This is a genomic window from Pseudomonas sp. R4-84 (assembly GCF_054130985.1).
This window is the reverse complement of the sequence record NZ_CP096390.1, coordinates 3584820-3598011: the sequence shown is the minus strand read 5'-3', so window position 1 is coordinate 3598011 and position 13192 is coordinate 3584820. Positions and strand designations below refer to the sequence as shown.

10 protein-coding genes are annotated in these 13192 nt (G+C 61.8%); 5 read left to right on the top strand and 5 right to left on the bottom strand.

What is annotated here, in order from left to right:
* Positions 1-48: 48 nt before the first annotated feature.
* Both M1D68_RS16415 and M1D68_RS16410 read left to right on the top strand, forming a co-directional pair.
* Entirely contained in the window at positions 49-291 is a 243-nt protein-coding gene (locus M1D68_RS16415) for a hypothetical protein (RefSeq protein WP_420765803.1), read from the top strand.
* Between the two features lie 30 nt (positions 292-321).
* Entirely contained in the window at positions 322-495 is a 174-nt protein-coding gene (locus tag M1D68_RS16410) for a hypothetical protein (RefSeq protein WP_420765804.1), read from the top strand.
* Positions 496-663: 168 nt separating this feature from the next.
* Here M1D68_RS16410 and M1D68_RS16405 read toward each other — a convergent pair whose 3' ends face one another.
* From M1D68_RS16405 to xthA, 5 genes are all read right to left on the bottom strand, one after another.
* Complete coding sequence (locus tag M1D68_RS16405; protein WP_420765805.1) at positions 664-1182, bottom strand: Hcp family type VI secretion system effector; 519 nt, start codon at positions 1180-1182, stop codon at positions 664-666.
* A 276-nt stretch (positions 1183-1458) separates the two neighbouring features.
* The gene (gene hglS, locus M1D68_RS16400) at positions 1459-2853 is read right to left on the bottom strand and encodes a 2-oxoadipate dioxygenase/decarboxylase HglS (RefSeq protein ID WP_457967768.1); all 1395 of its coding nucleotides are present in this window, start codon (positions 2851-2853) and stop codon (positions 1459-1461) included.
* A gap of 137 nt (positions 2854-2990) precedes the next feature.
* On the bottom strand, positions 2991-3920 hold the full coding sequence (locus M1D68_RS16395; protein ID WP_457967766.1) for an alpha/beta fold hydrolase: 930 nt from the start codon (positions 3918-3920) through the stop codon (positions 2991-2993).
* Positions 3921-4297: 377 nt separating this feature from the next.
* Entirely contained in the window at positions 4298-5632 is a 1335-nt protein-coding gene (locus M1D68_RS16390; protein ID WP_420765809.1) for a substrate-binding domain-containing protein, read from the bottom strand.
* A 224-nt stretch (positions 5633-5856) separates the two neighbouring features.
* Positions 5857-6669: an exodeoxyribonuclease III gene (gene xthA, locus M1D68_RS16385; RefSeq protein ID WP_434559689.1), complete on the bottom strand. Its 813-nt coding sequence runs from the start codon at positions 6667-6669 to the stop codon at positions 5857-5859.
* Positions 6670-6844: 175 nt separating this feature from the next.
* Here xthA and M1D68_RS16380 point away from each other — a divergent pair, with 175 nt between their 5' ends.
* From M1D68_RS16380 to M1D68_RS16370, 3 genes are all read left to right on the top strand, one after another.
* The gene (locus M1D68_RS16380; RefSeq protein WP_420765811.1) at positions 6845-7489 is read left to right on the top strand and encodes a GNAT family N-acetyltransferase; all 645 of its coding nucleotides are present in this window, start codon (positions 6845-6847) and stop codon (positions 7487-7489) included.
* A 65-nt stretch (positions 7490-7554) separates the two neighbouring features.
* Positions 7555-9282: an autotransporter assembly complex protein TamA gene (locus M1D68_RS16375; protein ID WP_420765812.1), complete on the top strand. Its 1728-nt coding sequence runs from the start codon at positions 7555-7557 to the stop codon at positions 9280-9282.
* Complete coding sequence (locus M1D68_RS16370) at positions 9279-12965, top strand: translocation/assembly module TamB domain-containing protein (protein ID WP_457967763.1); 3687 nt, start codon at positions 9279-9281, stop codon at positions 12963-12965. Before M1D68_RS16375 ends, M1D68_RS16370 begins: the two co-directional genes overlap by 4 nt.
* Positions 12966-13192 lie beyond the last annotated feature (227 nt).

Here is a 13192-nt window from a genome sequence, read left to right as displayed (position 1 = left end):
CTGCGTTCATCGCCCCTCATACCTATGAATGCCTCGCGGGAGTCCGTCATGAGCGATGACATCAAACAACCGTCGCTGGCCAACTGGCAGCGGCTATTCGACGACAAGGCCTATTGGCAGGAGTCGCCTGATGCTCATTTCACCGAGCTGATGCGGCTCGCCGACGACCTGTTCGGCCTGGGAGAGATTGACCTGGACCGGTGGCAAGATTTGAAAACCAAGGCCGAGGAGCTCCACCAACGCTCGCCAGATGCCAACGTTGCGGAGGAAATGGCAGACCCCGACGCTTGATACCTTTCAAGCCAACCCAAGGAGTTCGTGATGAAGTCCAGCCATGATCAAACCCAGCAGAACCCCGACGCCCCGGCCTTGCCCGGTGAAGTGGAGCGTGACAACGACGCTTTGCGGCCCAACGACCCGGCCAAGCGCGAACAGCAGCAGGGCAACCCCGATGCGCAGGAAACCGACGCGCAGAAAACAGCAAGGCGCAAATAACGCTGCCGGGAGCAGGCTGCCTTGCCATCCTCATGAAGAATAATTTAAGCCTGGCTCACGCACATCCCTCGCAAGCTCCACTATCATTGTTTGCGTTCGCCCAGTGCCAGGCTCTTTACCAGTGCATGGAATGCCGAGGCCGTCGCACTGGGCGAACACCCGTGAGGCTTAGCTTGTGACGGGGGTGCGCCAGTCATCGGAGCCCGAAGTGCCGCTCACCTCGTGGGTCCAAGTGATCTTGCGGTAGGTGAAATGGACGTCCTCCAGATGGGTGAAGTGGCTGTTGCCAGGGTCCTGGCAATTAAGCATGTAGTCGTTCATATCAACGATGATCGCGTCTTCCAGAGTGGTGGTGTAGTAGTGTTCCTGGGTGCCCGCGGCCGAGGTGCGATACCACTGGATTTCGACTTTCGTCAGGCGTTCGCCGCTGGTCAGGGCTGCCTGGAGCAGCGGCGAGGCCTTGTCGAACACCTTGGTGATGACCAAGGGTTTGTGTATGCGCTGGCCGGTTGGCTGCCCGGACTGAGGGTCGCGGGGGATAGTCACCTGGTGCTGGAAACCCTGCACCATGATCTGGTCTTCATGACCTTCCTGATAGGTATTGCCCACCGAGTCGGCGGTGAACGCTCCGGCGGTGATCAGACCTTGTTTGGTGCCTTCGATGGACATGTAAGCGGGGGTAGCCAATGGATGCTCTCCTTCCTGGATAACGGGATGCCGGGGCGGGAATCGTCCCGAGGCGGCTGACCGTTATCAAGAGCTATGCCATCTTTATAAAATGTTTAAAAATCAATAGGTTGTAGGTGTTCTGCGATTGGGTGTAGCGGCAAAGTCGCGAAATTCACGCAGAAGGTTGCACCGCGCTCCACGTTCCATTGCCCACGCAGCGCAGGGCGCCTGCCTCGGGCAACGAACAGCAACGACAGGGCATGGCCGATGAGCTGTTGTGCCATTTCCTGCTCTTTATTCGTGGCTCGCTTGCTGAGCGCCCAACGCCAACAGGCATTCCTCGAGGGAGCGCTTTTGTGTCTGGGCGTACAACCCCAACTCATCGATGGCCGGCCGTCCCAGTGCAGTTTCGAACGCTTGTCGATTGGATTGCCCTGCGTAGTGACTCTGGGCGGCGTCGCCAAGGTTCGACTGGAATATCCCGGCGGCGCTGACCGGCAGGAAATCTTCGTAGACCAGCGGTTCGGCGCGCAGATAGCCCTGTTCCAACAGGCGTTCCAGCGAGACATTCGGTTCCATCGCGCCTTTGGCGGCAAGCCCCGCCGGCGTCACCAAATAGCGGAAGTAAGCCAGCGCCTGTCGGCGCAATGATTGGTGATCATCGGGAAACTGAGCAAAGTGTTCGGCCATCAGCGCGTTGTAGCGTTCGGCATTGGCTTCATTGGGAAATTCGCCCAAGGCATCCCGCGCAGCATTCAACAGTTGGTCGTAGAGCGCCCGTCCTTTTGGCGTAAGAGCCGCGCCACGTTGTTCGATTTCCCCGAAACGGGCGCTGTGGCTGCCCTGGGATTGGGGTTGATCAGTGAACGCGACGGGCTCATCGAGCGCCTTGAAGCTGGTCTGGCGCAGCAGGATCGGGCACCGACGACGCGGTGGCCCCTCGACCACCGCTTTGGGCGTGATGCCATGCAGCGGCATCTGGGCCTGGACGACGTCGATGTCCAGCGTCCGCGGTGTGAGGTGGTTGATGTGCGGCCCCTTGAACGCCACGACATCGGCGATCAGGCGATGCTGGGCGCTGAGTTGTCGGTATTGATCGGCAGTAACGGTGGCGCTGTGGTGCCAGCGAAAAGTCTCCAGCGCTTGCAGGACAAAATCGTCAGCCTGGGGTTGCGTCAGGCCGCCCTGGCGTTCGGCCAGATCGATCAGTTCAAGGGCGCCCGGGGTGAAGATTTTCCGTCTGGCCAGCACCGACTCGGCAAAGGTCCGCAGTTCGCTGTTTTCGATCAATTCCAGGCGCAACAGCGACGTAAATACTCGGAACGGGCTTATTTGCAGCGACTTTTCATGAACGGCGCGGAAGGCCGTTGAGTGCACCGGCACCCCAGCCGGCGTCAGGTCGTAGTAACCCACCGGCTGCATGCCCATGACCGCGAACAGCCGGCCCAGCATCGCCAGTTCCGAGGCGGTGCCGACGCGGATCGCGCCATGGCGTTCCATGTCCAGGCGTTGAAGTTCGCCGGTGCTGCTCAGGTGCTCGGCCAGTGATGGGTCGTTGGCCAGTGCCTGGGCGTTGGTTTGCTCCACGAGGTTCATCAATGCCCCATACAACGGGACCTCGTCGCGGTACATGTCGGACATCGCCTTGGAGAAGCGTTGGCGGATCAAGTCGGGGCTGACGAAGCTCATCGTAAGGATTCCTGGCGAGGGCTGTGGGAAAGTTGGACGAAAGATCGCAGCCTTCGCCAGTGCCGGCAAACGAAGAATCTTCAGGACTTCATTCTGCCAAGGACTGATTGGTGGCTCATTTCAGCCCTGCATCTTCCTCACTGCCCTAATCCCTCAAGAAAGTCCCGATACAGCGCCGCGGTCTTGCCGGGTTTTTCAACCATGGGCATGTGCCCCACGCCTTCCCAGATTTCCACTCGCAGGTCGGCGATGCCCTTGCTCCACACCGGCACACTGCTGACGTCGATCAGCCGGTCCTTGCGTCCCCATAGCAGTAATGACGGTGCGCGGATATCGTCCAGGCGAGGCTCCATCGCCGGGCTGGCGCGCAAGTCGACGAAAATCTCCGCCAATTCCTCCCGGCGCTGCTCGTAACGCTGGGCCAACGCCGCGAGTACAACGCTGGGCAGCCACGGCGGGGATGCCATGGTCATGGCATAGAAGGGCGCAAAATCATCCCGGGAATGGACCAGAAACGGGTTGTGGCCGGCGGCCAGGTGACGCTCCATGTCGCTGGGCTCGGGAGCAGTGACGCCGGCCGGGTCGATCAGCGCGAGGGTCAGCACTCGTTCAGGCGAAGTCGCCGCCAGCCACGCCGCAAGGTGGCCGCCCATGGAGTTGCCGATCACGTGGACCTTGTCCAGGCCGCAGGCATCGAGCAGTTCGATGACTCGCCGGGCCTGGGTCGGGATGTCGTAGCCGCCGCCGGCCTTGAAGCCGGTTTCGCCATGGCCGGCCAAGTCTGGTATGACTACCCGGTACTGGTTGACGAAGTGCCGGGCGAAGCGCAGCCACAGGTTCTTGTCGGCGCTATAGCCATGCAACATCAGGATGCTGCCGGAGGCTTCGTAAGGCCCGCCTTGCCAGGTCGACACGGTCATTTCGCTGATGGGCACGGTGATTTTGTGCAGCCGATAAAGGCGCGCTTCCAAGGCCATACCCAGGTCGTACAACACATGTCCGATGCCTGGATACGTCAGCCAGCTCCAGACGATGAACACGGCGAGGACCACCCACAACACCCGCATGTCTTTACCTCCATGGGTCATGGTGGATTCGACCCGCCTCCTGAGTCGGCGGCGTCATTACGTAAGTGAAGCTCAAACCTGGGGATACCGCGACGACGGGGCGGGTTTGCTGTGAAACACGCGATGTCGGCCAGCGAATCTCCTTTTTCATGTATAGCCAAGATTCATGGAGAACGTTGAAAGCGTCAGTGGTCGAGTCGGCCGGCGGTAGCGCACTGGCTTTTGCGGCAAGGGAGCTTGCTCCCGCTGCGCAGCGGCCCCAAAAGGGGCTGGCGTGGTGATCAGGAACACCACGTCGGCCGTTCAACGACTGCTGCGCAGCCGAACGGGAGCAAGCTCCTCGCCACAAAACCGAGTTCGCTTTTTGATTGTGGCGTTTAATATACCCAAACCTCCACCCGCCGATTCCGGACCCTTCCTTCGTCTTCGCTGTTGGCCGCCACCGGCATCAACGCGCCGAATCCGCGTACCTCGCGCAAGGTCACGCCGTATTTGACCAGTTCGCGCCGCACCGCCATGGCCCGAAGCCTGGACAGCAGGTCGGCTCGCGCCGGGTCGTCCTTGAGATCGCCGAAACCTACCAGGGTCACGCGCCGGTCGGCCTTGCCGTGCTGCTTGATGTAATCGAGTACGCGGCCCAGGTCTTGTTGGGCCTTGTTGTCCAGGCTGGCACTGCCTTCTTCGAAACGAAAATTCACCGTCAAGCGCTGGGCATGGCGGCTCAGGGCCTGATAACCCTCTGGCATCAGCGCGTTGGGGGTGACGGACATCGCTTGTACGGTCTGTGCAATGAACCCGTTCGCTGCAACGATGGCCTGGCCCTGTTCGCTTTGGGTGAAATCGACCAGAGCCTCGGCCCAGGGATTGCTCTGCAGAGGGGGTAGGTAAAAGAACAATCGTCGCGACAGGGGATAGTCCTCGGTGGCAATCAGGTTGTTCAGCGGCAACATCGGCTGGGAATCGCCGTCGACAATTGCCAGGGGCTTGGCCTGCCTTACGTAGGGCAAACCGATAAAACCGATACCCTGCGGGTCCTGGCTGACAGCGTCCGACAACTGCTCACTGGATTCGAAGCGCCGAGCTGTAGGATCCAGCTTTTTCCCTTGTCGGTTGAGTACCAGTTCCTTGAAGGTATCGTAGGTCCCGGACTGCTCGTCCCGCGCATACAGGTGGATTGCCCCGCCGACACTGCCCACGGCTTCCCAGGTTTTCGCCTCGCCACTGAAAATGCGCGCCAGTTGCCGGGTGTCGAGCTGTCGCAACGGGTTTTGTGGATGAAGAATGATCGCCAGGCCGTCGATGGCGATGACTTGCTCGGCGGTAGGACTTTTCAGGTCTCCAAGGGCCGCCAGGTCGTGCAGTTCGCTGTCCTTGACCGGCCGGGAAGAGGCGGCCAGGTCGGCGTTGGCTTGCTTGAGGGCGGTGAATCCGGTGCTGGAGCCGTGGGCGGCGATCTCGACTGAGACTCGCTGGCCTTCGGCGGTTTGTCCGACGATGCGTTGCTCGTTGTCGCGGCCGGTAATTTCAGTGCTGACCTTGAGCAATCCCTGGTCTTCCATCAGGCCTCGGACCAGGGCCGGCCCCAACGCCGCGCCAATGGTGTTGGAGCCCTGCAGGCGCAGGGCGGGGCCGTGTTCAGGAATGGGCAAACGGCCGGCCCATGCCACGCACGGCAGCCAGAGGCCCAGGAAAAACACAACGCACAGCCGCATGCCGGCCACCTTCTGACCTTGGGAAATGCCGGAAGATTAAGTCAGTCGGGTTACTGAAAGATGACAGCGGTGCGACGCCGGCCAATAACCGGCGCAGCAACTGTGGCAGCGAGCCTGCTCGCGATGACGGCAGCACAGTCAGTATTGATGTGGCAGATAAACCGCTATCGCGAGCAAGCTCGCTCCCACAGGGCAGCCTTTGGAGGGATTCCGAAGGCTGGGATTCAGTTCAATTCCAACCAGATCGGCGCATGGTCCGACGGCTTTTCCATGCCCCGCAGTTCATAGTCCACGCCGGCGTCCTTGACCCGTGGCAGCAGGCCCTGGGACGCCAGGATCAGGTCGATGCGCAGGCCGCGCTTGGGTTCGTCTTCGAAACCACGGCTGCGATAGTCAAACCAACTGAAGCGGTCGGTGACGTCCGGGTTCAAGTGGCGGAAGCTGTCCACCAGGCCCCAGTTCTTCAGGCGAGCCATCCATTCGCGCTCTTCCGGCAGGAAGCTGCATTTGCCGGTCTTCAACCAGCGCTTCATGTTGTCCGGGCCGATGCCGATGTCGCAATCCTCGGGGGAAATGTTCACGTCGCCCATCACCACGACCGGTTGGTCGTTGCTGAAGCGGGCTTCCAGCAGTTGTTGCAAGTCGCTGTAGAAGCGCTCCTTGGCCGGGAATTTGGTGGGGTGATCGCGGCTTTCACCTTGTGGGAAATAGCCGTTCATGATGGTCACCGGCACACCGTTGGCATCGGCAAACGTGCCCCAGATGAAGCGCCGCTGGGCGTCTTCGTCGTCGGTCTCGAAGCCTTTGTGCAAGCTCAGCGGAGGCTGGCGAGAGAGCAGGGCGACACCGTAATGGCCTTTTTGCCCGTGGTAGTGCACGTGATAACCGAGGGCTTGCACCTCGGCCAGTGGGAACTGTTCATCGTGGACCTTGGTTTCCTGCAACCCGATCACGTCCGGCTGGTGCTTGTCGATCAGTGCCGCCAACTGATGGGGACGGGCTCGCAGGCCGTTGATGTTGAAGGAGACGATCTTCATGGTCGGCTGTCCTGGCAAAACTGCGATGCTAGCTGACATGTGGGAGCGGAGCCAGCGTGGCAGTAGGACAAATGCACTGCTAATGTCCTTGGCATGTAGGAACGATCGCAACCCTGCCGGGTTCGTAGTCAATAAGAGCAGGGCCTCACCGAGCCCGCCCAGGAGACGCAACGCCATGCCCGAAACCGCCACTGCTGATATCCACATGCTCGACAGCGGTTATTCCCGCGAAGCGCGTTCATTGCTGTATCAGGCTTATCGCCACGAGCCGACCTTCAGCTACCTGTTCGAGTCCGAGCGTCCCGGTTACGAGCAGCGGGTGCGGGCGACCGTGCGAGAGCTGGTCAAACAGCATTTCTTCCAGGATCTGCCGGCGATCGGTCTGTTGGTGGACGATCGCTTGATCGGCATCGCGCTGATTGCCCCACCGCAGCGCCGCCTGGGCATTACCGAAAGCTGGGCCTGGCGCCTGCGCATGGTCTTGAGCACCGGATTTCGCTGTACCCGGCGGTACTTGGAGTACCACGCCGCGGTGCTGGCCTGCCTGCCGTCGGAGGCGGTGCACGTATTGCCGTTGTTGGGGGTTCATCCGCAATTCCAGGGCAAACACTACGGTGAGCAGTTACTCGAAGCAGTGCATAACTGGTGCGCCGTGGACGAGCATTCCCAAGGCGTGGTGCTGGACACGGGTAATTCCCGTTACCTCGAATTTTATAAACGCCAGGGTTACGAGGAAATTGGCGAAGTCGCCGTAGGACCGATCCGCGAGCATGTGTTCTTTCATGCGAACCCGCAGGTTCTGCGGAGCGCGACGGCTTAATCAGACGAACTTTTGGGAGTCGTCTGGCTCTATCAGGCTCCCAACCTCGTGATAGCATCCGCGCCATGAACTTCCCAGGACGAATGACCGGTGGCGCGCTCTTGCTGTCTCTCAGCTGCGTGGCGCTGGCACAAAGTGAATTGGATGTGCGGGTCAAACCGTCCAATGATGAACTCAAGGCCAACATAGAAGGCTACATCGGTGGTGTGGGCGACCGTGATGAGGAAGCGTTGCTGCGCTTCAGTCGCGGCGCCGAAGAGCAGGCGCGCAAAGCGGCCCAGGCGCTGGGCTACTACCAGCCGCAGATCGACAGCGAGGTCAAGGCGGGCAAGGCGCCGCGCCTGATCCTGACCATCGACCCCGGCGAGCCGGTGCACTTGCGTCATGTCACGATCCGCATCGACGGCCCAGCGTCATCGCTCGAGGGGTTTCGCGTGCCCGGCGGCGCGGGCCTCAAGCCAGGCGCTGTGCTCAATCACGGTCGATATGAAGACGCCAAGCGGACGATCCAGAACCAGGCCTCGCGCTATGGTTTTTTCAGCGGACGCTTCGTCAGCCAGACGTTGCGCGTGGATCCGCAGGCCGGTATTGCCGACATCGAGTTGATCTACGACAGCGGCCAGCGCTACGCCCTGGGGCCGGTCAGTTTCGAAGGCGACACGCCCTTCGACGAAGACCTGCTGCAACGCATGGTGCCGTTCAAGGCGGGCGCGCCCTACGACTCCGAGCTCATTGCCGAACTCAACCAGGCTTTGCAATCGAGCGGCTATTTCGAAGGTGTTCGCGTCGATGCAGCACCCACCGCGGCCACTGACAACGTGATCCCGGTGGCGGTCAAACTCGATACTCGCAAGCCGCGCACCATGGGCCTGGGCCTGGGTTTCTCCACTGACGTCGGGCCACGGGCCAAGGCCAACTGGACGCGTCACTGGGTCAACCCGCAGGGGCACAGCTACGGCTGGGAAGCGGAAGTCTCGGCGCCCCGGCAGAACGTCGGCCTCTGGTATGACGTGCCGCTGGACCCGCCGCTGACCGACAAGCTGCGCTACGCCGGCGGCTATCAATATGAAGAACTGGCCGGCACCGACACCCTCAGCAAACTGCTGACCGTCGGGCCGGAATGGCACAGCAAGTTGCCCAGCGGCTGGCAGCGGGTGGTGTCGCTCAAATGGCAGCGCGAGGAGTACCGTCTCGGTGACGATTCGGGCCTGAGCACGTTGCTGATGCCGGGTGTGAGCTATTCGTACCTGCGCAGCGATAACCGTATCGACCCGCACAATGGCTATCGGCTGCAATTTGACACCAAGGTCGCCAAGGAGGGGTTGGGGTCGGACAATAACCTTTTGTACGGCACCGCCATGGTCAAGGGCCTGACCACCGTGTTCGACAAGCATCGCCTGCTGGCGCGCGCCCAGATTGGCGGCAGCGCCACCAATGGCTACAAATCGATTCCGCCGTCCCTACGGTTCTTTGCCGGCGGCGACCAGAGCGTGCGCGGCTACGACTACCAGAGCCTGTCGCCGGAGAACTCCGAGGGCGACCGTATCGGCGGCCGCTACATGGTGGCCGGCAGCCTCGAGTATCAGTATTCAGTCGCGGAAAAATGGCGGGTCGCAACCTTTGTTGATCAGGGCAACTCTTTCAACAGTCTCGAGCTGCCGAGCCTGAAGACCGGCGTCGGCGTCGGCGTGCGCTGGGTGTCGCCGGTCGGCCCGATCCGCCTCGACCTGGCCCACGCGCTGGACGACGACGGCGGCATTCGATTGCACTTTTCCATGGGGCCAGAGTTGTGAATCGCGGTTTGAAGATAACGTTGCTGGCCCTCGGCGGGTTGCTGGCGACGCTCGTGCTCGTGTCGAGCATCGTGTTGGGCACAGCGTTCGGAAGCCGCTGGGCACTCGGCCTGGTGCCGGGCCTGACCGTGGAGAATTTCCAGGGACGGTTGGGCGGGCAGTGGAGTGCCGACCGGGTGCTGTGGCAGCAGGACGCCAGCCGGGTGGAGCTTCATCAGCCGATCTTCGCCTGGTCGCCGTCGTGCCTGCTGCGCATGACCCTGTGCATCGATCAGCTCAAGGCCAACAACGTTGCGGTGCAACTGCCGGCCTCTTCCGACGAGCCGAGCAGCGGTCCGATCAGCCTGCCGGACCTGGACTTGCCCCTGGCGATCGAGCTGGGCGACGTCCAGGTGGGCAGCCTGTCGTTCAACGGCAGCGAGCAACTCAAAGGCCTGCAACTGGCGGCGCACTGGACCGCCGAGGGTTTGCAGATCGACTCGGTGCAACTGCAACGCGACGAACTGAGCCTGAAACTCTCCGGCCTGTTGCAGCCGCATGGTGATTGGCCGCTGAGTGCCGCGGGCCAGCTGACGTTGCCGGCACCGGGTGCGACGCCTTGGGCGCTGGATCTGAAAGTCGATGGCGAGTTGCTCAAGACCCTCAATCTGGCCGCCGACAGCAGCGGCTATCTGCAAGGCCGCCTGACCGGGGAGCTGCAACCCCTGGCGGATAACCTGCCGGCCAAGGTGCGCATCACTGCCGATGGCTTCAAGGCCAGCGCCGATTTACCGGACACGCTGCTGCTCGACCAGGTGGAATTGACCGGCGAAGGCGACCTGAAAAAGGGTTACCAGTTGCATGGCAAGGCGAGCCTTCGCGCCGAAAAAAAACCGGTGGCGTTGCTGTTGCAGGGCAAGGTGGACGCCAACGGTGCGCAGATCGCCGGCCTTGATCTTGAGGCCGGCGACCAGCAAAGCCTCAAGCTCACCGGACGCTTGGATTGGCGCGAGGGCCTGAGCGCCGAAGCGGAAGTGGCTTGGCTGGATTTCCCCTGGCATCGCCTCTATCCGCTGATCGAAGAACCGCAAGTCACGCTGCGCAGTTTCAATGGCGAGGTCTCGTACACCGATGGCCAATACCTCGGCAACTTCCAGGCAGCGTTGGACGGTCCGGCCGGGGCGTTCAGCCTCGACAGCCCGTTCAGTGGCGACCTGACGCAAATCCACCTGCCGCAGCTCAAGGTCGCCGCCGGGGAGGGCAAGGCCGAGGGGCACTTGAGCCTGCAATTTGCCGACGGCATCGCTTGGGATACGGCGCTGCAATTGTCGGCCATCAACCCGGCGTATTGGCTTGGCGAGCTTCCCGGCACGCTGGCCGGGCCGTTGCGCAGTAAAGGCGCGATGAAAAACGACCGCCTCGAACTCGACGCGGACCTGGACCTCAAGGGCAAGCTGCGCGGCCAACCGGCGCTGTTCCAGGCCAAGGCCAACGGTGCAGGCGAGCAATGGAACCTCGGCGCCCTGGACATTCGTCTGGGCGACAATCGCATCAACGGCACCGCAAGCCTGCAACAGAAGCTCAGCGGTCAGATCGACATCAAACTGTCACGGCTGGCCCAACTCTGGCCGCAATTGCGTGGCCAAGTCTCCGGACGCGTCGACCTGGCCGGAACGCTCAAGGCGCCCCAAGGCAAGCTCGGTGTGCAAGGCACGCAGTTGGCTTTTCAGGACAACCGCCTGCAAAGCCTGAACCTGGACGCGACGCTCGACAGTGCGCAGCGGGGCAAGGTCGACCTGAAGGCAAGCGGCATCCGGGCCGGCGAAACATCGCTGGGCGTGTTGACGGTCAGCGGACAGGGCGACATCAAGCAACAGAGGCTCAATCTCGACCTGCAAGGGCCCCAGTTGGAAACCAACTTGGCTCTTGATGGTTCGCTCGACCAAGGCAACTGGCGCGGACGCCTTGCCAAGGGCGATGTACAAGTCGGCGGGCAAACCTGGCGCTTGCAGGCGTCGGCCAAATTGGAGCGCCTGGCCAACGGCACGCTGAACTTCGGTGCTCACTGTTGGCGATCCGGCCCGGCCAGCCTCTGCGGCGAGGATCAGCGCCTGATGCCGGAGCCGAAGCTGCGCTATCACCTCAAGCAATTCCCCATCGAAAGCCTGGCCCAGTGGATGCCCAAGGACTTCGGCTGGCAGGGCCGGCTCAATGCCGACCTGCAATTGGACTTGCCGGCCAGCGGCCCAAGCGGTCGAGTGTTAGTGGATGCCAGCGGCGGTACGTTACGGATTCGAGACAAAGAGCAGGGCAAGGGGCAATGGTTGGATTTCCCCTATCAGACCCTGACGCTCAACAGCCGCCTGACGCCCACGCGCATCGATACGGACGTCAATTTCGTCGGCGAGAGGCTGGGTGAACTGACGCTTCAGGCGCGAATCAATCCGTTGCCAGCCAGCAAACCGTTGAGCGGCACCTTCCGGCTGAGCGGTCTGGACCTGTCGGTAGCCCGGCCGTTCGTGCCGATGGTGGAAACCCTGACCGGTCGTTTGAACGGCAGCGGCACGCTGTCCGGTGGCTTGCTCGCGCCCCAGGTCAACGGCAACCTCGTGCTCAGTGACGGCGAAGTGTCCGGCCCGGAGCTGCCGGTCAGCCTCGAAGCCCTGCAAATGCGAGCGATGATCGCTGGCGAAACCGTACGGCTCGATGGTGATTGGAAAAGTGGCAAGAGCGGGCAAGGCCGACTGACGGGGAACATCGGCTGGGGCGAGGCCCTGACCCTGGACCTGGCGCTCAAGGGCTCGCAGCTGCCGGTCACCGTCGAGCCTTACGCGGTGCTGGATGTCGCGCCAGACCTGAACATCACGATGCAAGGGGAACGGCTTTCGATTGCGGGCAAGGTCCTGGTGCCCAAGGGCGAGATCACCATACGCGAGCTGCCGCCGTCTACGGTCAAGGTCTCGGATGACACGGTGATCGTCGGCCACCAGACCGAACAGGGCGAGGTGCCGATGGCCATGGCGATGGACATCGACGTGATCGTCGGCCAGGAAAAACTCGCCTTCTCAGGTTTCGGCCTGACGGCCAATGTGCAAGGGCAGGTCCACATCGGCGACAACATGGACACACGCGGCGAGCTGTGGCTCAACGACGGCAAATACCGAGCCTATGGGCAACGGCTGACGGTGCGTCGGGCGCGATTGTTGTTCGCCGGGCCGATTGACCAGCCCTACCTGGACATCGAGGCGATCCGCCAGACCGACGATGTGATCGCCGGCATCCGCCTGAGCGGCAGCGCCGAACAGCCAGCCACGCAGATTTTCTCGGAGCCGGCCATGAGCCAGGAGCAGGCGTTGTCCTACCTGGTGCTGGGCCGGCCGTTGAGCACCACGGGGGAGGACAACAACATGCTCGCCCAGGCAGCGCTGGGCCTGGGCTTGATGGGCAGCTCCGGAGTGACCACCAGCCTGGCCAACAATCTGGGGATCGAAGATTTCCAGCTCGACACCCAAGGCAGTGGCAACGACACCAGCGTGGTCGCCAGCGGCAACCTGTCGGAAAAACTCAGCCTGCGCTACGGCGTGGGTGTGTTCGAACCGGCCAATACCATCGCGTTGCGCTACAAGCTGAGCAAAAAGGTCTACCTCGAAGCCGCGAGCGGCGTCGCCAGTTCGCTGGATATCTTCTACAAGCGCGATTTCTGATTCCTTCCCAAAAAACAGAATCCCCTTGTGGGAGCGAGCTTGCTCGCGATAGCGCCATCAGATTCAGCATGTTCGTTGACTGATACACCGCTATCGCGAGCAAGCTCGCTCCCACATAGGGTCACCTTCCTACACCTTGCGTGTTCATGCGTAGCTAACTAACTATTTGTTTGACATTTGCTGCCTAGGCAGTAACATCTCGTCATACATTCACTGCCTAGGCAGCA

Bases quoted from the DNA above. Each gene is read 5' to 3' on its own strand.
- xthA (WP_434559689.1), bottom strand. From the start codon at position 6,669: ATGAAGATCGTCTCCTTCAACATCAACGGCCTGCGAGCCCGTCCCCAT.
- M1D68_RS16380 (WP_420765811.1), top strand. From the start codon at position 6,845: ATGCCCGAAACCGCCACTGCTGATATCCACATGCTCGACAGCGGTTAT.
- M1D68_RS16410 (WP_420765804.1), top strand. From the start codon at position 322: ATGAAGTCCAGCCATGATCAAACCCAGCAGAACCCCGACGCCCCGGCC.
- M1D68_RS16395 (WP_457967766.1), bottom strand. From the start codon at position 3,920: ATGCGGGTGTTGTGGGTGGTCCTCGCCGTGTTCATCGTCTGGAGCTGG.
- M1D68_RS16375 (WP_420765812.1), top strand. From the start codon at position 7,555: ATGAACTTCCCAGGACGAATGACCGGTGGCGCGCTCTTGCTGTCTCTC.
- M1D68_RS16415 (WP_420765803.1), top strand. From the start codon at position 49: ATGAGCGATGACATCAAACAACCGTCGCTGGCCAACTGGCAGCGGCTA.
- M1D68_RS16390 (WP_420765809.1), bottom strand. From the start codon at position 5,632: ATGCGGCTGTGCGTTGTGTTTTTCCTGGGCCTCTGGCTGCCGTGCGTG.
- hglS (WP_457967768.1), bottom strand. From the start codon at position 2,853: ATGAGCTTCGTCAGCCCCGACTTGATCCGCCAACGCTTCTCCAAGGCG.